This is a genomic window from Sphingosinicella soli (assembly GCF_014199685.1).
In the GTDB taxonomy this organism is placed as follows: domain Bacteria; phylum Pseudomonadota; class Alphaproteobacteria; order Sphingomonadales; family Sphingomonadaceae; genus Sphingosinicella; species Sphingosinicella soli.
On record NZ_JACHNZ010000034.1, the window covers coordinates 1 to 16678 of the forward strand.

The 16678-nt window shown below is 62.8% G+C and carries 16 protein-coding genes; 13 read left to right on the forward strand and 3 right to left on the reverse strand.

Annotated features, from left to right (window positions below):
* The first annotated feature begins 607 nt into the window (after window positions 1-607).
* The 6 genes from rlxS (at window position 608) to GGQ98_RS13565 (ending at window position 5662) form a co-directional block, all read left to right on the forward strand.
* A complete protein-coding gene (gene rlxS / locus GGQ98_RS13540) occupies window positions 608-2623 on the forward strand; it encodes a relaxase/mobilization nuclease RlxS (RefSeq protein WP_184070401.1) in 2016 nt (671 codons plus the stop codon).
* A 120-nt stretch (window positions 2624-2743) separates the two neighbouring features.
* Window positions 2744-3394 carry a hypothetical protein gene (locus GGQ98_RS13545; RefSeq protein ID WP_184070403.1) on the forward strand — a complete coding sequence of 217 codons (651 nt, stop codon included), beginning with the start codon at window positions 2744-2746 and terminating at the stop codon, window positions 3392-3394.
* A gap of 4 nt (window positions 3395-3398) precedes the next feature.
* The gene (locus GGQ98_RS13550; protein ID WP_184070405.1) at window positions 3399-4178 is read left to right on the forward strand and encodes a WYL domain-containing protein; all 780 of its coding nucleotides are present in this window, start codon (window positions 3399-3401) and stop codon (window positions 4176-4178) included.
* Window positions 4179-4444: 266 nt separating this feature from the next.
* Entirely contained in the window at window positions 4445-4837 is a 393-nt protein-coding gene (locus tag GGQ98_RS13555; RefSeq protein ID WP_184070407.1) for a hypothetical protein, read from the forward strand.
* A gap of 274 nt (window positions 4838-5111) precedes the next feature.
* Complete coding sequence (locus tag GGQ98_RS13560; protein WP_184070409.1) at window positions 5112-5369, forward strand: type II toxin-antitoxin system ParD family antitoxin; 258 nt, start codon at window positions 5112-5114, stop codon at window positions 5367-5369.
* On the forward strand, window positions 5366-5662 hold the full coding sequence (locus GGQ98_RS13565) for a type II toxin-antitoxin system RelE/ParE family toxin (RefSeq protein WP_184070410.1): 297 nt from the start codon (window positions 5366-5368) through the stop codon (window positions 5660-5662). Before GGQ98_RS13560 ends, GGQ98_RS13565 begins: the two co-directional genes overlap by 4 nt.
* Before the next feature lie 563 nt (window positions 5663-6225).
* Here GGQ98_RS13565 and GGQ98_RS13570 read toward each other — a convergent pair.
* From GGQ98_RS13570 to GGQ98_RS13580, 3 genes are read right to left on the reverse strand one after another with little or no spacing between them, the layout of a single operon-like run.
* Window positions 6226-7197 carry a hypothetical protein gene (locus GGQ98_RS13570; protein ID WP_184070412.1) on the reverse strand — a complete coding sequence of 324 codons (972 nt, stop codon included), beginning with the start codon at window positions 7195-7197 and terminating at the stop codon, window positions 6226-6228.
* A 31-nt stretch (window positions 7198-7228) separates the two neighbouring features.
* Entirely contained in the window at window positions 7229-8212 is a 984-nt protein-coding gene (locus GGQ98_RS13575) for a PD-(D/E)XK nuclease domain-containing protein (protein WP_184070414.1), read from the reverse strand.
* Window positions 8213-8229: 17 nt separating this feature from the next.
* The gene (locus GGQ98_RS13580) at window positions 8230-8934 is read right to left on the reverse strand and encodes a hypothetical protein (protein WP_184070416.1); all 705 of its coding nucleotides are present in this window, start codon (window positions 8932-8934) and stop codon (window positions 8230-8232) included.
* Between the two features lie 427 nt (window positions 8935-9361).
* Between GGQ98_RS13580 and GGQ98_RS13585 the strand changes: the two genes are divergently transcribed.
* Genes GGQ98_RS13585 through trbJ form a run of 7 tightly spaced genes read left to right on the forward strand, consistent with a single transcriptional unit; the run spans window position 9362 to window position 16575 of the window.
* Window positions 9362-11392: a conjugal transfer protein TraG gene (locus tag GGQ98_RS13585; protein WP_184070418.1), complete on the forward strand. Its 2031-nt coding sequence runs from the start codon at window positions 9362-9364 to the stop codon at window positions 11390-11392.
* Window positions 11393-11396: 4 nt separating this feature from the next.
* Window positions 11397-11819 (forward strand): CopG family transcriptional regulator, encoded by a 423-nt coding sequence (locus GGQ98_RS13590; protein WP_184070420.1) that lies wholly within the window; start codon window positions 11397-11399, stop codon window positions 11817-11819.
* Window positions 11816-12793, forward strand: coding sequence for a P-type conjugative transfer ATPase TrbB (gene trbB / locus GGQ98_RS13595; protein ID WP_184070422.1), 978 nt, complete (start codon window positions 11816-11818; stop codon window positions 12791-12793). The genes GGQ98_RS13590 and trbB overlap by 4 nt, the downstream gene beginning before the upstream one ends.
* The gene (locus tag GGQ98_RS13600; protein WP_184070424.1) at window positions 12793-13122 is read left to right on the forward strand and encodes a TrbC/VirB2 family type IV secretion system protein; all 330 of its coding nucleotides are present in this window, start codon (window positions 12793-12795) and stop codon (window positions 13120-13122) included. The genes trbB and GGQ98_RS13600 overlap by 1 nt, the downstream gene beginning before the upstream one ends.
* Window positions 13119-13394 carry a VirB3 family type IV secretion system protein gene (locus GGQ98_RS13605; protein ID WP_184070426.1) on the forward strand — a complete coding sequence of 92 codons (276 nt, stop codon included), beginning with the start codon at window positions 13119-13121 and terminating at the stop codon, window positions 13392-13394. Before GGQ98_RS13600 ends, GGQ98_RS13605 begins: the two co-directional genes overlap by 4 nt.
* Window positions 13388-15853, forward strand: a complete 2466-nt coding sequence (trbE, locus tag GGQ98_RS13610; RefSeq protein WP_184070428.1) for a conjugal transfer protein TrbE — start codon at window positions 13388-13390, stop codon at window positions 15851-15853. The genes GGQ98_RS13605 and trbE overlap by 7 nt, the downstream gene beginning before the upstream one ends.
* Entirely contained in the window at window positions 15850-16575 is a 726-nt protein-coding gene (gene trbJ, locus GGQ98_RS13615) for a P-type conjugative transfer protein TrbJ (RefSeq protein WP_184070431.1), read from the forward strand. The genes trbE and trbJ overlap by 4 nt, the downstream gene beginning before the upstream one ends.
* The last annotated feature ends 103 nt before the right edge of the window (window positions 16576-16678 follow it).

The window sequence follows — 16678 nt, forward strand, 5'->3', positions numbered from 1 at the left end:
GCAAAGGTGCAGCGGCTGAGCCGGGCGCGGTCATGAGTTGAGCAACGAACACGCGCGTCGGCCGCACGTCGATCGCGCTTGAGGAGGTCCGCCCCGGCGGATGAGAGATGGTACAGACCAGGAATACGGGAAGCACGATATCTTGCCTGCGGCCGGCACCCCTCAGCAGGGGGCCGGACCGCGCTCGAGTGCCTGTGATGCTGCCCCGTGAGTCCGATAGCGACATGCGCCGCGACGGTTCGAACGCTGCCTCCGTGCAGCCCAAACAGCCCGTCGATGAGCGCGGAGGAGTGCACGGCGTACCTGATCTCGACAACTTGGCGAGACCTCGCAGCACAGCGTCGAATAGCGTGCCTATTACTGTTATGGAGGAGAGATGACGATGACGAAGACTTGCAGAAAATCGAGCCCAAATAGGAGGGCAAGATAAAGCATTGGTGCCATCGCGCTGACTCGTCCGCGCAGGCATTTGTCTGCACATCGTTTTTTTGCTGAAGTTCCGGGGCCTGATTGGCACTGTCCGTTTAAGGCTGGTGCCATGTGGTCTCCGGACCGCGGATTTGCGTCTGTATTCTGGCACCGGTTTTCCCGGGGCTGGTTCTCGGTCATGCTTCTGCGCGAAAATCCAGGAGATCGGGCCGGAACCTTGAGCAAGGACGAGGAATTCGAACCCTTCATTGGCCGAATGCGCAACCGCGGCCGGGCACAGAAGCGATTCCTTCACAGTGTCCTTGCCGCCACCAACCTCGCAGGCGGCAGCGGTAGAACACGCCGCAGCGGACGCTTCGACGGGAGCAGGATCGGACGTGGATCGGGCGCCGGGCGTATGCTCACGACGCGTGGGGTCAGGGCCATGGTTTACCGGCGCCGCGTTATCATCAAATCGCGTATCGTCCGGCTCGCGGGCAAGGGCATGGCAGGCGCACGCGCGCACCTCCGGTACATCGAGCGGGATGGCACGACGCGGGACGGGGGCAGGGGGCAACTTTACGGCGCCGAAAACGACCATGTCGACGGCAAGGCGTTTCTCGGCCGCGCCGGGGGCGATCGCCATCAGTTTCGCTTCATCGTGTCGGCCGAGGATGCCGCCGAATACGAGGACCTGAAGCCGCTAACGCGGCGCCTCATGGCACGCGTCGAGGAAGATCTCGCAACCCGGCTCGACTGGGTGGCCGTCGATCACTTCAATACCGGACATCCGCACACGCATATCATCGTCCGCGGCAAGGATGACCGCGGCAAGGATCTCGTCATCGCGCGCGAATATCTCTCGGGGGGCATGCGCGAGCGTGCCGCCGAGCTTGTCGATCTTGACCTTGGACCAAGGCTGGCACGCGACGTGCGCATGTTGCTCCGGCGTGAGGTCGAGCAGGAACGCCTGACGGGGATTGACCGTGCCCTTCTTCGCGACGCCAATGCAGCAGGGTGGCTTGAGGCTGGCGGCAAGGATGTGTTCGACCGGGCCATCCGTATCGGGCGTCTTCGCAAGCTCGAACGTCTGGGGCTTGCAGCGCCAGCGGGGAGACAGCACTGGCAGCTCGCACCTGACCTTGAAGCGGCACTGCGGCAGATGGGCGAGCGCGGCGATATCATCCGCACGATGCAGCGCGCGTTCAGCGCGCGGGGCGAGGCGCCCGCGCTTGCCGATCAGCTGATCTATGCTCCCTTCGGGCCCGGGGCGCGTCCGCTTGTCGGCCGCGTGATCGAACGCGGGCTCGCCGACGAGCTCGAGGACCATCATTATCTGATCATCGAAGCCACCGATGGCCGCAGCCATTACGTCGCGCTCGGCAAGGTCGAGACTGTTGAATCGTTGGCTGACGATGCCATCGTCCGGATCACACCTGAAACGCCCCGCATCCGCGAGGTCGATTATACCGTCGCACGGGTCGCGGCTGCGAACGATGGCCGGTATGATGTCGAGACGCACCTTCACCATGACCCGGCGGCCAGCCGCGCCTACGCCGAAATGCACGTCCGGCGCCTTGAAGCGCTCCGGCGAAGAATCGGCAGTGCCGCGCGCGAGGCGGATGGCAGCTGGAGCATTGCGCCGGATCATATCGAGCGGGTGGCGGCGTACGAGCGCGCAAAGGTGAGGGATATTCCCGTCCGTGTCGACGTCCTCTCGCCGCAGCCGCTTGGCAGCCTGATTGGCGCGCGCGCTGCGACCTGGCTCGACAGGCAGCTCATAACGGGCGTGTCGGATGTCGAGCGGGACGCAGGGTTCGGACATGCCGTAAATGATGCGCTCGAGCGGCGGCGGCAGTGGCTCATCGCCGCCGGCCTTGCCGAAGAGGTTGCGGGCGAGACCATCTATAGGCCCGACCTTCTCGAAACACTGCGTCGGCGCGAAATCCTGCGCGTCGGATCGCAGCTCGCGCGCGAGCTGGGTCTGGAGTTTGTCGAGGTCGGGGAGGGGGCACGGATAAGCGGCGTCTATCGCCGGTCGGTCGACACTCCGGGAGGCCGCCTTGCGGTGATCGAACGTGCGCGTGATTTTACGCTGGTTCCGTGGCGGCCCGTGCTCGAGCGGCATATGGGCAAGGCCGTCTCGGGCATCGACCGCGGCGACGCTATCGACTGGACGATCGGTCGCGGGCGAAGCGGTCCGGAAATTTCCTAAAGGACTGAAACCAGCAGCGACGAATCAGCGGCGGGAACACTTTGCCTCACGTGAGGCGGTCTTCCCGCCGGGCAGCGTCTGCTTATATTGCTCTTACACGCGATTCGGGGGAGAGGCGCTGTGGACGATTTTCTCGGTCAGATCAGCCTTCAGGGGTGGATCAGTATCGTTGCAATGCTAGCGGCGCTGATCGCGGAAGCGCTGTCCAATCCAAAGCGCTGGTTTGTGCTGACAGTGCTTGCGATCGGCGTGGTCGCGACATTCGCACTCGGATTTCTGGACATGAAGGCCCAGGCATCGGCCGAGCGCGTCGAGTCAGCGCGGTTCGGTGCACTGACATCGCAAGGGGCGCAAATGTCCTCCGGTGTGGCCAAAGTCGAGCAGCGCGCTTTGGCCGTAGGTGCCGAGCTTGAAGAAGCCCATGCCCGGCTTCGACAGGTACAGGCGGTCGCCGATACGCTGCGTTCGGATAACACAACACTGATACGCCAGAACGCCGACCTTCGGGTTGATGTCGTGAATCTACGTCAGCAGCTTTTAACGATGGAAGGTCAGATCAGTCGGGATTCGTCCGAGTTCAAGACCGCTCAGGCAGCATTCGCGAAGGCCCAGCGCGAACAGACAAAGGCTGCGGTATACGCAGCGCGGCAGGCGCATTGCGAGACGACGATCAAGAGATACGATGGCGGCTACACGGAGACGCCGGCCGACCCGAACGTCATCACGGAGGGGCGGTGCTTCCATGGCCGCTACTATCCGCCGGGAGAGTAAGACGATGGGCTTGATTGAAACGCTTAGAAGCGCGCTCGCCGGGCGTTACGTCACGCCGCCGCAGCCGCCTAGCGCAATTTTCAAAGAATTTGTTCCGGAAAATGAGCCAGAAGAATTTATCGAGCCGGCATCGATAGCGCCCCGTCTTGAGAACATCGAAGGCGTCGCCTGTGCCATTTCCTATACCGACAGCGGAGGCAGAGTTTCGGAGCGAACGATCACCTGCAAGCGGTTGGACCGCAAGGGTGGCACAGCATACCTTTACGCTTGGTGTCACGTCCGTGAGCAGGTTCGCCAATTTCGAACGGATCGCATCCGGGAAGTCTACGACATCGAATCGGGGGAAGTTATCGCCCCACACCACTTTTTTGCGCGCTTTTCCGGATCAGATGGCGCTTCACCTACAAATCTGTGGGGGCTTTCTGTTGCTCACCGCGCGGACCTGCTCGCCGGGCTGAACATTCTGACATTCATTGCTCGTTGCGATCGGGACTTCCATGCGGACGAGTTGGAGGCCGTGGCGAACTATGTTGACGATTGGGCTGAAGCTCACCGTTATAGTGACCGACTTCCAGTTGATGACGTGTCCGATCATGTCGCCCGGCTGGCACCGGACAGCGAACAGTTCGTGGTGTCACTTGAACGGGTAGTGGATCGCGGTGGTACAAACCTTGCCTTAATCGGTGATTATATGGACGCTGTGATAGCCGCTGACGGGGTGTTGCATCCAAACGAGGCGCATTGGGCCTATGTTGCTCGCCGCGTAATATCTGAGGCCGGATAACGCGAAAACGCGCAGGGGCATTAGATGCTACCTCTTGCGTTCAAAACATTTCGGAAACGGAGGCAAACGTCACGAGATCGTTAGGAAACGCATTGGGCCGCGGACACTTTTTGTCGTGAAGCTCCATCTGAGACGGCTCTCACACCTCGGCGGACATCTTCGGCGCTTCCCGTGCACACTGGGGTTACGTCTTGCCTATCGCCGTTCGCTTGCACATTCTCTTGGTCCTGCGACTTTCGCTTTTGCAGGCTTCAAAAGGAGGCTTCGTGGACGACGAGGTCATTGATCTGCTGAACAAAGTTTCCGTCGAGCCCGAGCTTCTCCATGAGCTGGCGACGATTACATGGCCTACCGCGGATTCCCTGGAGCCGAGCGTTGAGCGCAGCCAGCGTGTCTGCGAAGAGGTCTGGCAGTTTCTCGTTCAGTATGACCGCTGCGCACAAGGGACCGACCCGATGGACAAGGCGTTGGCGATCACGGCCCGCATCTTCGCGCTGCACTGGTGGGTAGGTGAGCACAGGCCGGATGCGCGCTGGTACGGGCACGAGGCGCTCTTCAAAGCAGCTTGTACGGAGCCGTTGTGCCCGATCGACGGACAGGCTTTATTTGACCCCGAGAAGTTCGAGGAAGCTTTAGCTTTAAGTAGCGGCGCGCTTTAGCCAAACGCACGGGCGGTTCTGCATTCTGTCGGATATCGAACTGACCGTGGATCAGGGGGTAAGGCTGACTGAGTGGCGCCCAAAAAGGACTTTGATTACGAGCGCGGCTCTTCCTGATCATGTAGCTATGTGCGGGATAGTTCGATGCGGGGTGAAACCTTTTCGCATCAAACGCTTCGTCCCCGCATGCCTGATCACGACCTCATCCGCGCCCGGCGGGGTCTTTATCAACTGTTGATAATATGCTAATCTCGCCGTGAATGGAGCCTTCACTATGATTAGCGCGGATCTTGGAAAGCAGCTTGAAAATTTCGTCGCCAGCCTTGTCGCGACAGGTCGGTACAACTCAAAAAGCGAGGTTTTACGCGAAGGCGTGCGCCTGATTCACGACAGGGAAACTCGTCTTGCCGCTCTCGATGCCTCGATAGCGCGGGGTCTTGCAGATGCGGACGCAGGACGCACAGCGCCGGCTGATCAGGTGTTCGACCGCCTAGAGGCCAAATATCGTGCCATGAGCGGTGGCAACGAATGATCGTCCATTTATCGGCTGAGGCCGAGTATGACCTCGAGGCGATCGGTGATTATATCGCCCGCGATAATCCGGCACGAGCGTTGAGTTTCCTGGAGGAGCTGCGTTCGAAATGTTTGGATTTGGTCGATATGCCGAAGCGCTTTCCACTTGTGCCGCGCTATGAGACGACCGGTGTGCGGCGGCGTGGCCATGGTGATTATTTGATCTTTTACCGGGTCGAGCCGGAAAGAGTGATCGTTGTCCACATTCTGCACGGTGCTCAGAACTACAACACCATCCTCTTTCCATCTTGAATCGCCGACAAAGGCGACGTTCGCCGGCCCAAATCCGCTCGTTGAAACCGGTCATTCGTTTATCCAGCGGTCGCGGTACAGCGACCGACCGAACTGGGACCTACCGGTGATGCCCTCGCGACGTGTTCAAAGGCAGGTTCTACGCGAAAACCCGAACGCGGCTTTCGCCCGATCAGCCTCCCGCCGCGACTGATGGCTGCTGGTGACGCCAGGAGAAGGCGTGCCCTAGCGTGACAGGTTGGAAGGGGGATTATACCCCACGAGTTTGACCTGGGTGAGAGGGCCATGACCGATATTCGAGAGACCAAGAAGCGCCCTCAACTCTTGCTTGCCATCGCTGGATTACCGTTCACATAATGGCGCTGAGATGTGGGGGATTACGGTGCTCTGTCCGTTGTCAGCAGATTGGGGAAATGTGGCTGATTGGGCCGGTGCCATTGCCAGCTTGGCCGCAGTGATTGTCGCTCTCTTCATCGCGTTCCGTGAGTCTTGGTCGCTCAAGAAGCAGCGGCAGCTTGATGAGAACCAGCAGTATCTCAGGATGGCCCAGCTGAGAGCGGAGATCATCCGTTTGGCTGCTGAGATTGAGCTGCTCGCGCATGATGCGTTTGACCGGCACCGAACTCTGCTTCCTCGTCAGCAGCAAATTTGCCGTCACATTCATCTGCGCTGCACAGCTTGGCAACCGCCGCGAAGTCAGCGTCACAGATTAGGCAATGCATCGCCTTCTTCTTGCCGTCGTAAAACGCAGTCGGCGCTTCCGCGAGACCGGGGCCACTCCGGCGCACGGCCCAGTCGTCCTGACACTGATGGCAACCGAACTTTACGGCCGCCTTCTTCACACTGAACAGTTTCTTGAACCCGGCCGCCGGGATTAACGCGAAATCATAATCCAGAAGGAACAAGATCTCCTGGCGCGGCGACCAATGCTTGCCATCGAAGAAGCCCTCCCGACCGTGCGTTGATTCCACCCGGTCACGCATCCAGGGGCGATCAGGCCACAGCTCGAGATACTGGTCGACCATCGCCGAAGCCATTTTGATGGGATCGAGCACCACGCTGGTGTCGCCCAGATGGGTGTACTGATTGCGCTGCACGCGAAGCTCGCTGTAACGCTGGACATATGTGGCGCTGACCGGGCTGTCGGTCAGAGTGTTCACGGCTCGCGGAAGATCGACTGCGTCGAGCGTTCGCAGCGATGCGAACTCCGTGTCCTTGCCCACCGCGCTGAACACTATCTCGTTGTTCAAGAGCAGCAGATACGGGCTGACTGCCGCGATCCGCGCCTTCAGTGCCAGCTCATTGGATTGCTGGATGATCGACAGCGTCGCGTGCAGATCCTCCTGCGCCCCCTCCAGATAGTCTGATCGCTCTTCGGCAAAGAGGTCATCTACCGGCTCGACCCAGTTGCTGACCGGCCCCTCATAAGACTGATCGAAATCGTGGAGCATGCCGACGATGCCGTGCCAGGCTCGGAAATAGAGCTTCACCGCCGTGGTGTTCAGGGCGCCCGATGTCGGGAGGTTGATGATCATGGCGGGCGATTTGCTGGCTTGAACGTTGAAACTAGGGAATGCGAATGACAACGGTCGTCACCCAAGGCGACGTCCCCGCAGTCGAGTAGGCCTGCTCCCACAATCGATCGTCCACGTCGACGCCGTCCTTGACATAAAGGATGAAAAGGAGCGCGCCAACGTTCGCGTTCTGACGATAGAACCCGGCCAGGCCGGCAAGCGTCTTCACGACTTCCCGCTTCTTGTCGGGGTCATCGATGAACTTCATCTCGATCACCAGACGTCCGGCGAACAAGCTGAAGTCGGAGCGCTTTTCCTGACCATCGAACACGATCGCGACCTGCTCGCGGGCGAGCCCAGGGAGCCACGGTTTGACGACGGTGAAGAAGAGGTTCTGGCAATCATATTCGGAATTGAGATTGACGGTCCAGCCGCCTCGCGCCTGACCCTGTCTGATCAGGTCGGCCGGCTTCATGATCATCCGGCGAGCAATCTCGATAATCTGCGCCGAGGCCTTGGCGAGACTATCGCCGATATACGGCGATGATGGCAGTCCCAGCGCCTCGACCTTCTGGACCTTGTGCTGCCACGTCATCTCGCTGATCGCGGTATCGGGCAGCATCGATGCGATAAATTCGGTTTGGGAAGAGACTTCGAACGTCCAGTCGCCAGACCCAATGAATGCAAAGTCGGTGAAACCCTCGGCGCGCGTCCACAACAGCTTCGCATCGAGCTTTGCGATCAGTGCATTGAAATCCGCGGCGTAAACGTAGCTGTCGTTGGCGACGCTGGTTGCGCGGGACTCGGTGCAAAGAAACAAATCCAGGGGTGCGCAGTTCTCCGCGGCAAAGTCGCGAAGGTCACTTCCCTTAATGTGGCTGTTGGGGGCCGCACGAACGATGATATCGCAGTCGGATCGGGGGCTGAGCGTGCCGTAGGCACGCGACCCGAACAGGTAGAGTTCGGTGATCGCAGGCTGCTCACCCGTCAGGCGCCCCATTACTGCACGTAAGTCATGTTTGATCGTCTGGCGCAACAGAGGCTCCCTCGTGCTCATTTCGTCACATCGCAATACAGGCGCTCCGGCATCGCCGACCAGAAGTCGGAGATCGCATCCGCAAACTCGTCGAAGTGATCATCGGTGACCGTCAGCCATTCGTGATCGAGGGTGGTGCGCCACTCGCCGTAGCCGGCAGCCTTGACAGGACTGGCGACGAACCGCGCGTACCGGTCGCTGAGCTCGTTCAGGCTGCGCCCCTTGCCGTGTTTGTAGACGTTGACGACAAGCTGCAGGGCGCCGAGCAGCGGGTAGAATGGCAGCGATTTCACTCGCCAGCCGAACTCCCCCAGAATGTCGAGCACTTTATCGCCGCCCGGCTTCCACACGTGCGTGTCGGTCCATTCGTGATCAACATAGTGGAGCATCTCGCGTTCGATGAATTCGCGCAGCTGCTTGTCGAATTGATGGTACATGCCCGCAAGACCGCCAAGCAGCACCTGCTTCCGGAGCTCGGTCAACGCGAGATAGTGGCTGGCGGCTTCATCATAGGCCCATTCCGCCGCGTCACTCATGTCGACGTCGCCATGCCCCGGCGAGCTGCCGATACGCTCGTAAGCCTCCTCGGCGAAGCGATCCGTCTGGCCTTCGATGTCGTGGAACTGCGCAAGGAGCCAGGTCTTTAGCTGGTCGACGTAGAACCGATGGGCGTCAAGAAAGATGCGTCGAGTACCCTCCCACATGTAAAGCTGCAGCTGCATCCAACCCCCCGCGAACTTGGAGACCGAGCATAATCGATTCTGCCGATCACGGCACAGGATTCGACGACCCGGCCCCCAAGGTCCGCTACTTCAAGAACTGTTATCGGCATCCACTCGCCACCCCGACTTGCCGCGAACGGCAGCTATTGTGCGCGGGCATCACTCCGCTAAACTGCCGATATTAGGGCGCGAAGCCGCCGCGCCGACTTGCTCCGCGCAATGTCCGTTATCCCAATCTGCGCTACTGAAACCAGACTAACCGGTCTGTCGGACATTGCGGTCGAAAGCTGCCCCCTGCTGGCGTCGCAGACAGCAGTTTGCTTCAATAAGCACTAATATGCATCAAAACTGTACTGTCCTGACCTGCCCACAGATCTGATCATCCCGACTCGTGAAGACGCGGCTTTTGCCCGTCGGGAGGTGCGGGATGACGCCTACAAAGCTTCTCATTGGTCAGATGCTGGCGGTTCTTGCCGTCATGACGCTCGGCGTGTGGGCGGCGACACAGTGGGCTGCGGCCATGCTGGGCTATCAGGGCGCCCTCGGGGCTGCATGGTTCACCCTCTTTGGCACACCCGTCTACGATCCCTGGTCGATCTTTCTGTGGTGGTATCACTATGAGGCGTACGCGCCGGAAATCTTCGACGAAGCCGGCCTGATTGCCGGCGGAAGTGGATTTCTGGGCTGCGCAGCGGCCATCGGTGGCTCGCTGTGGCGCGCCCGCCAGCAGCGCCGCGTCACGACCTACGGTTCGGCGCGCTGGGCGGGGCGCCGGGAAATCGCACGCGCGGGCCTGTTTGGCTGCGCCGGAGTGTTTCTCGGCGGTTTCAAACGGCATTACCTTCGGCACGATGGCCCCGAGCATGTCATGGCGTTCGCGCCGACGCGGTCGGGCAAGGGCGTGGGTCTCGTCGTTCCGACGCTGCTCAGTTGGACCGGTTCGGCCGTCGTCCACGATATCAAGGGTGAGAACTGGGCGCTGACCGCAGGCTGGCGGCGTCTGTTTTCCCACTGTCTGCTCTTCAACCCGACCGATATGCGCTCGGCATTCTACAATCCGCTGCTTGAGGTGCGGCGCGGCGAGCACGAAGTGCGCGACGTCCAGAACATCGCCGATGTGCTTGTCGATCCTGAAGGCGCGCTTGAACGCCGCAATCACTGGGAGAAGACCAGCCACAGCCTGCTCGTCGGCGCGATTCTGCATGTCCTTTACGCCGAGGAAGAGAAAACGCTGGCCCGCGTCGCGGCGCTGCTCTCCGACCCTGAGAGGAGCTTCGTCGCGACCCTCGTGCGGATGATGGCTACCAATCACCTCGGCACGGCCGAGGCGCCCAGGGTTCATCCGGTGGTCGCATCCGCGGCGCGCGAGCTCCTCAACAAGAGCGAGAACGAGCGCTCGGGGGTTCTGTCGACTGCGATGTCGTTCCTCGGGCTCTACCGCGATCCCACGGTCGCGGCGGTCACGTCGCGCTGCGACTGGCGCATTGTCGATCTTGTCGAGGCTGAGCGTCCGGTCTCGCTCTATTTTGTCATCCCGCCCGCCGACATTTCCCGGACAAAACCGCTCGTTCGGCTTATTCTGAACCAGATCGGACGGCGGCTGACCGAGGATCTCGAGGGTGCGAAGGACGGGCGCCGTCACCGCCTGCTTCTGATGCTCGACGAGTTTCCGGCGCTCGGTCGCCTCGACTTCTTCGAATCCGCGCTCGCGTTCATGGCGGGGTACGGGATCCGCGCCTTCCTTATCGCGCAGTCTCTCAACCAGATCGCCAAGGCTTACGGCGAGAGCAACGCTATCCTCGACAACTGCCATGTCCGTATCGCGTTCGCGACCAACGACGAGCGCACCGCGAAGCGGATCTCGGACGCACTCGGGACCGCAACCGAACAGCGCGCGATGCGCAACTATGCCGGCCACCGTCTCGCGCCGTGGCTCGCGCATGTCATGGTGAGCCGCCAGGAAACCGCGCGGCCACTGCTGACCACGGGCGAGGTCATGCAACTGCCACCCTCCGATGCGATCGTCATGGTGTCGGGGCTCGCGCCGATCCGCGCGAAAAAACTCCGTCACTACACCGATGCCAATTTCACGCAGCGCCTCCTGCCCGCGCCGAGGCTCGAAGGCGACGTTTATGCAGATCGGCCGGTTTTGCGCGCCCACGACTGGGAAGGATATGGCCCCAGGCCGCTCATGAAGCGCCCGAAAGCCTCTCCCGACGTGTCCGAAGCCGGAGACGGAGGACTTCAGCGCCAACGGGTACCGGGACAGAAGCCGCGAAAGATGAAGGCTGTGCAGCCAGCGCCCGAGCGCACCCACGATGGCGGCGACGCCGATGCGGCCACAGACAAGCTGGCCATGGATCAGGCGCGCGCCGCCGGAAGGGGCCAGCAGCAGGGCGTGCAGCGCGCGCATGCGATGAACCAGGGGCGCGGCCGCGACCTCGTCCCGGGGATCTGACGCGATGAAGACGCGGCACAACCTCTATCTGGAGCGCGAGATCGGCGACGCGCTGACGGCGATGGCGGCGGCGCCGGGGACAAACAAGTCGAAGATCGCGACCGAGGCCATTGCCGCCTACATGGCGCGGCGCGCACAGCGCGAGATTGATGCGCTGATCAAGCCGCGCTTCGACCGGTTGTCGCGGAACATGGGGCATCTGCAGCGCGATCTCGGCGTGCTGATCGAGGCGTTCGGCCTGTTTGTCCGGCATCAGCTCATCCTTTCGGCCGGTGCGCCGGACCCGGGCCCGGCCGTGCTGGCACTCGGCCATCAGCAGTTCGAAGCCTTCATCGGACAGCTGGGGCGGCAGCTTGCCGCCGGAAAATCCGCCTTCGCTTTCGAAGAAGCGGCGGCCGAAGACGATGATGCGGAGATTGCAGCATGAGTCCCGCGATCGCCCTCGAACGGCGCCGCACCATGCTGCAAACGGCGATGGGACCGGCGATCGGCGCGGCGCTCGGCGATGCGCGCGTCCTCGAGATCATGGTCAATCCCGACGGCGCGCTCCGCCTCGACATTGCGGGCGAGGGGTGCATCGACACAGGCGTGCGAATGGGCGCAGCCGACGTCGAACGCATCATCCGCCTCGTCGCCAGCGGCACGCGGACACCGGTGCATGCGGGGGCGCCCATCGTCTCGGCGGAGTTGCCGGCGGAGCGGGGCGGGGCAGGGGAACGCTTCGAGGGCGTGCTGCCGCCCGTGTCGACCGCACCCTGTTTCTCGATCCGCAAGCCGGCGGCGCGCATCTTCACGCTTCTCGATTATGTCGAGGCGGGTGTTCTGACGGCCGAAGCTGCGCGTGTTCTGGCGCTCGCCGTCGCGGGGCGCCGCAATATCCTGATCGCGGGCGGGACCTCGTCGGGAAAGACGACGCTTGCCAATGCGCTGCTCGCCGAAATGGCGGGTATCAATGAGCGCGTCATCCTCATCGAGGACACGCGCGAACTGCAGTGCGCCGCGCGCGACAGCATTTCCCTCAGGACCCGGCCCGGCAGCGTCAGCATGGCCGACCTGGTCCGCTCGACGCTGCGTCTGCGGCCCGACCGGATCGTGATCGGCGAGGTGCGGGGCGGAGAGGCGCTCGACATGCTGAAGGCCTGGAATACCGGGCACCCCGGCGGCATTGCGACCGTCCATGCCAACAGCGCGCTGGCTGCGCTCTACCGGCTCGAACAGCTTGTCGAAGAGAGCGTCGTGAACGCGCCGCGCCGGCTCATCGTCGATGCCCTCGACATGGTCGTGTTCATTTCCGGGCGCGGTCCCGGCCGGCGCGTGAGCAGTATTCTTGGCGTCCACGGCCTCGATGCCGCGGGCGTCTGGTCAGTCACACCCATTCATCCCGAGCAAGGAGACAAATGATGACCCGTAATTTCTCGTGCCGCTGCGCCCTCGTCCACGCGGCAATCGTTGCGCTTGGGGTGGGCATTGCGACCAGCGCCCATGCGGCAGGTTCCGGTATGCCGTGGGAAGAGCCCCTGCAGCAGGTTCTCGAATCGGTGCAGGGCCCGGTCGCCAAGATCGTCGCGGTAATCATCATTATCGTGACCGGCCTCACGCTGGCGTTCGGCGAATCCGCAGGCGGCTTCCGGCGGCTTATCCAGATCGTCTTCGGCCTGTCGATCGCGTTTGCCGCGAGCTCGTTCTTCCTCTCGTTCTTCAGCTTCGGTGGCGGGGCACTTGTCGGATGAGCGCGCACACCGCCGCCCCGCCCGAAGGCTTCGAGGTGCCCGTGCACCGCGCGCTTGTCGAGCCGATCCTGCTTGGCGGGGTGCCGCGCACAATCGCGATCGTGAACGGCACTGCCGCCGCCGCGCTTGGGCTGGGGCTTCAGCAGTGGGTCGCCGGGCTCGCGCTCTGGGCGCTTGGCCATACGCTCGGCGTGTTCGCAGCGCGGCGTGACCCCGACTTCGCGGCCGTACTTGCGCGCCACATACGCCAGAAGGGATACTGGCAGTGCTAGCACTCCATGAATACCGCCGCCGCGCCGACCGGCTCGCCGACCATCTGCCATGGGCAGCGCTTGCCGCGCCGGGCGTCGTCCTCAACAAGGACGGGAGCTTCCAGCGCACGCTCGCGTTCCGCGGTCCCGATCTTGAAAGCGCGGGCGAGGCGGCACTCGTCTCCGTCTGCGCGCGCGCCAACAATGCGCTGCGGCGCTTCGGCTCAGGCTGGGCGCTCTTCTTCGAGGCCGCGCGCCGGGAAGCGCCTGGCTATCCTTCAAGTCGCTTTCCCGACGCCGCCTCGTGGCTCGTCGACGAGGAACGCCGCGCCGCGTTCGAGGCTGCCGGGCGGCATTTTGAAAGCCGGTACTACCTGACGCTCGTATATCTGCCCCCGGCCGATCAGGTCGATACGGCGGGGAGGGTGCTGCTCGAGCGTGGCAGCGGTGACGCAGGGCAGAAGGGCCGCGACTGGCGGCATGCGCTTTGCGAATTCATCGCCGAGACCGATCGCGCGCTCGATCTTTTCGCGGGCTTCATGCCCGAGGCGCGCGCGCTCGGCGACGCCGAGACGCTCACATACCTGCACGGCGCCATATCCGCGCGCCCGCATCCGATCGTGGTGCCCCACATACCCATGTATCTCGACGGGCTGCTCGTCGACACGCCGCTCGTCGGCGGGCTCGAGCCAAGGCTCGGCGATCTTCATGTGCGCACACTCACGCTGACCGGATTTCCGGGGGTCAGCCGTCCGGGACTTCTCGATGCGCTGAACGGGGCCGATTTTGCGTACCGGTGGGTGACGCGCTTCATCGCGCTCGACAAGGCGGACGCGGCGCGCGTGCTGACGCGACTCCGCCGTCAATGGTTCAACAAGCGCAAGTCGATCACGGCGCTGCTCCGCGAAATCATGTACAACCAGCCCGCGCAACTCCTCGACAGCGACGCCGGCAACAAGGTCGAGGATGCCGACCTTGCGCTTCAGGCGCTTGGCGAAGACAGCGTGGCATTCGGCTATCTGACGGCGACGATCACGGTCGCAGATCGGGACCGCATGCGCGCCGACGAAAAGGTCCGCGCGGTCCTGCGCATCGTGAACGGTCTCGGTTTCGCGGCCATTCGCGAGGAGGTGAATGCTGTCGAGGCCTGGCTCTCCTCGCTTCCCGGCCACGTTTACGCGAACGTCCGCCAGCCACTCATCCATACGCTCAACCTTGCGCATCTGATGCCGCTCGCCGCGATCTGGGCCGGCCCTGAGCAGAATGTCCACCTTGGCGGCCCGCCAGTATTCCATGCCGAAACGCGTGGATCGACGCCGTTCCGCCTGTCAACGCACGTCGGCGATGTCGGGCACATGATGGTCATCGGCCCGACGGGCGCAGGGAAATCGGTGCTGCTCTCGCTGCTCGCGATGCAATTCCGCCGGTACGACGGCGCGCAGGTCTTCCTGTTCGACAAGGGGCGTTCAGCCCGAGCGGCAACACTCGCGTGCAGCGGTGGATACGCGGATCTTGGCCTTGTGGCGAATGAGACCATACTCGCCTTTCAGCCCCTGAGGCACATCGACGTGCCCGCCGAGCGTGCCTGGGCGGACGACTGGATCTGCGGTCTTCTGGCGCACGAAAAGCTGATCCTGACCCCCGAGATCCGGGAGACGGTCTGGTCGGCGCTCGCCAGCCTGGCGGGCGCGCCGCCTGCCGAGCGGACACTGACCGGGCTTGGACTGCTTCTGCAATCCGAGGATGTTCGCGCGGCGCTCGCGCCGTTCACGCTCGAAGGGCCTTACGGGGCGCTTCTCGACGCAGCTGACGATGCGCTCGCCATCGCCGACCTTCAATGCTTCGAAACCGAGGCGCTCATGGGTACGCCGGGTGCGGCAGCGCCGGTGCTCGCATATCTGTTTCATCGCCTCGAAGCGCGGTTCGATGGCCGCCCGACGCTCCTCATCCTCGACGAGGCCTGGGTCTTTCTCGACCATCCGCTATTCGCAGCGCGACTTCGCGAATGGCTGAAGACACTGCGCAAGAAGAACGTCGCGGTCGTATTCGCGACGCAGAGTCTTGCCGATATCGCTGGCAGCGCCATTGCGCCTGCAATCATTGAAAGCTGCCCGCAGCGTATTTTCCTGCCGAATGATCGCGCGCTGGAGCAGCAGAGCCGCGAGTCCTATGCGCGCTTCGGGCTCAGCAGCCGGCAGCTCGAGATCATCGCGCGCGCGGAGCCGAAGCGGCAATATTATCTGCAGTCGGCGCGCGGCAACCGTCTGTTCGAACTCGGCCTCGGCCCCGTCGCGCGCACCTTTTGCGGCACGTCCGACGCGGCGGGGCAGGCGCGGATCGATACGATTCTCGCCGCGCATGGCCCGGATGGCCTTGCAGCACGCCTTCTCGAAAGCGCCGGTCTCGACTGGGCCGCAGCGCTTCTCGCCGATTTTCCGGGCGCCCTTTCCACCCCCGACAAGCAGGGAGACCGACCATGAAAACCCGTTTGCGCGCATGGCTATTGCGCGGTGCCTTCTCGAGTGCGCTCGGCGCATTGACGTTGACGCTCCCCGCGCCGGCGCACGCGATTCCGGTGTTCGACAGCGCCAACTACGCGCAGAACCTCCTCGTTGCCGCGCGGACGCTCGCCCAGATCAACAACCAGATCCAGTCGCTGCAGAACGAAGCGCTGATGCTGACAAACATGGCGAAGAATTTGTCGCGCACGGCCTTTCCCGAAGTCGATGCGCTCACCAGCCGCCTTGCCGAGATCGATGCCCTGATGAAGCACGCGCACGGTATCGGGTTTGATGTCGCAAAGTTCGAGGAACGTTTTCAGACATTGTTTCCGGAGAGCTATGACGAGGCCGCAGGTAGCGCCGCGCATGTGTTCGCCGCGCGTGATCGCCTTGACGCGAGCATGGCCGCGTTTCGTCATACGATGGACGTGCAGAACCGCATCGCTGCCGATGTCGAGGCGAATGCGGAAGTGCTCAGTGCAATCATTGCGCGAAGCCAGGACGCCGAGGGCAGTTTGCAGGCGCAGCAATCAACGAACCAGCTGCTCGCGCTCGCCGCGAAACAGCAGCTGCAAACGCAGCAGATGCTCGCCGCGCAGTTTCGGAGCGAAAGTGCCGAGCTCGCGCGGCGCGCGCAGGCGGAAAGCGACGCGCGCGCCGCGACGCGCGCATTTCTGGGATCAGGCAAGGCTTACGAATGAGTTGAGACGGGCGCAGCTCGCCCCCTCCCGGCTGCGCCCGTCTCGCCGCGGATGTCCCCGTATGGCCTGCCGCCTTCCGGCCGGGGGCATCCGCGGCCCAGCA

Bases quoted from the DNA above. Each gene is read 5' to 3' on its own strand.
- rlxS (WP_184070401.1), top strand. From the start codon at position 608: ATGCTTCTGCGCGAAAATCCAGGAGATCGGGCCGGAACCTTGAGCAAG.
- GGQ98_RS13585 (WP_184070418.1), top strand. From the start codon at position 9,362: ATGACGCCTACAAAGCTTCTCATTGGTCAGATGCTGGCGGTTCTTGCC.
- GGQ98_RS13600 (WP_184070424.1), top strand. From the start codon at position 12,793: ATGACCCGTAATTTCTCGTGCCGCTGCGCCCTCGTCCACGCGGCAATC.
- trbB (WP_184070422.1), top strand. From the start codon at position 11,816: ATGAGTCCCGCGATCGCCCTCGAACGGCGCCGCACCATGCTGCAAACG.
- GGQ98_RS13565 (WP_184070410.1), top strand. From the start codon at position 5,366: ATGATCGTCCATTTATCGGCTGAGGCCGAGTATGACCTCGAGGCGATC.
- GGQ98_RS13605 (WP_184070426.1), top strand. From the start codon at position 13,119: ATGAGCGCGCACACCGCCGCCCCGCCCGAAGGCTTCGAGGTGCCCGTG.
- GGQ98_RS13570 (WP_184070412.1), bottom strand. From the start codon at position 7,197: ATGATCATCAACCTCCCGACATCGGGCGCCCTGAACACCACGGCGGTG.
- GGQ98_RS13590 (WP_184070420.1), top strand. From the start codon at position 11,397: ATGAAGACGCGGCACAACCTCTATCTGGAGCGCGAGATCGGCGACGCG.
- GGQ98_RS13580 (WP_184070416.1), bottom strand. From the start codon at position 8,934: ATGCAGCTGCAGCTTTACATGTGGGAGGGTACTCGACGCATCTTTCTT.
- trbJ (WP_184070431.1), top strand. From the start codon at position 15,850: ATGAAAACCCGTTTGCGCGCATGGCTATTGCGCGGTGCCTTCTCGAGT.
- GGQ98_RS13560 (WP_184070409.1), top strand. From the start codon at position 5,112: ATGATTAGCGCGGATCTTGGAAAGCAGCTTGAAAATTTCGTCGCCAGC.
- GGQ98_RS13550 (WP_184070405.1), top strand. From the start codon at position 3,399: ATGGGCTTGATTGAAACGCTTAGAAGCGCGCTCGCCGGGCGTTACGTC.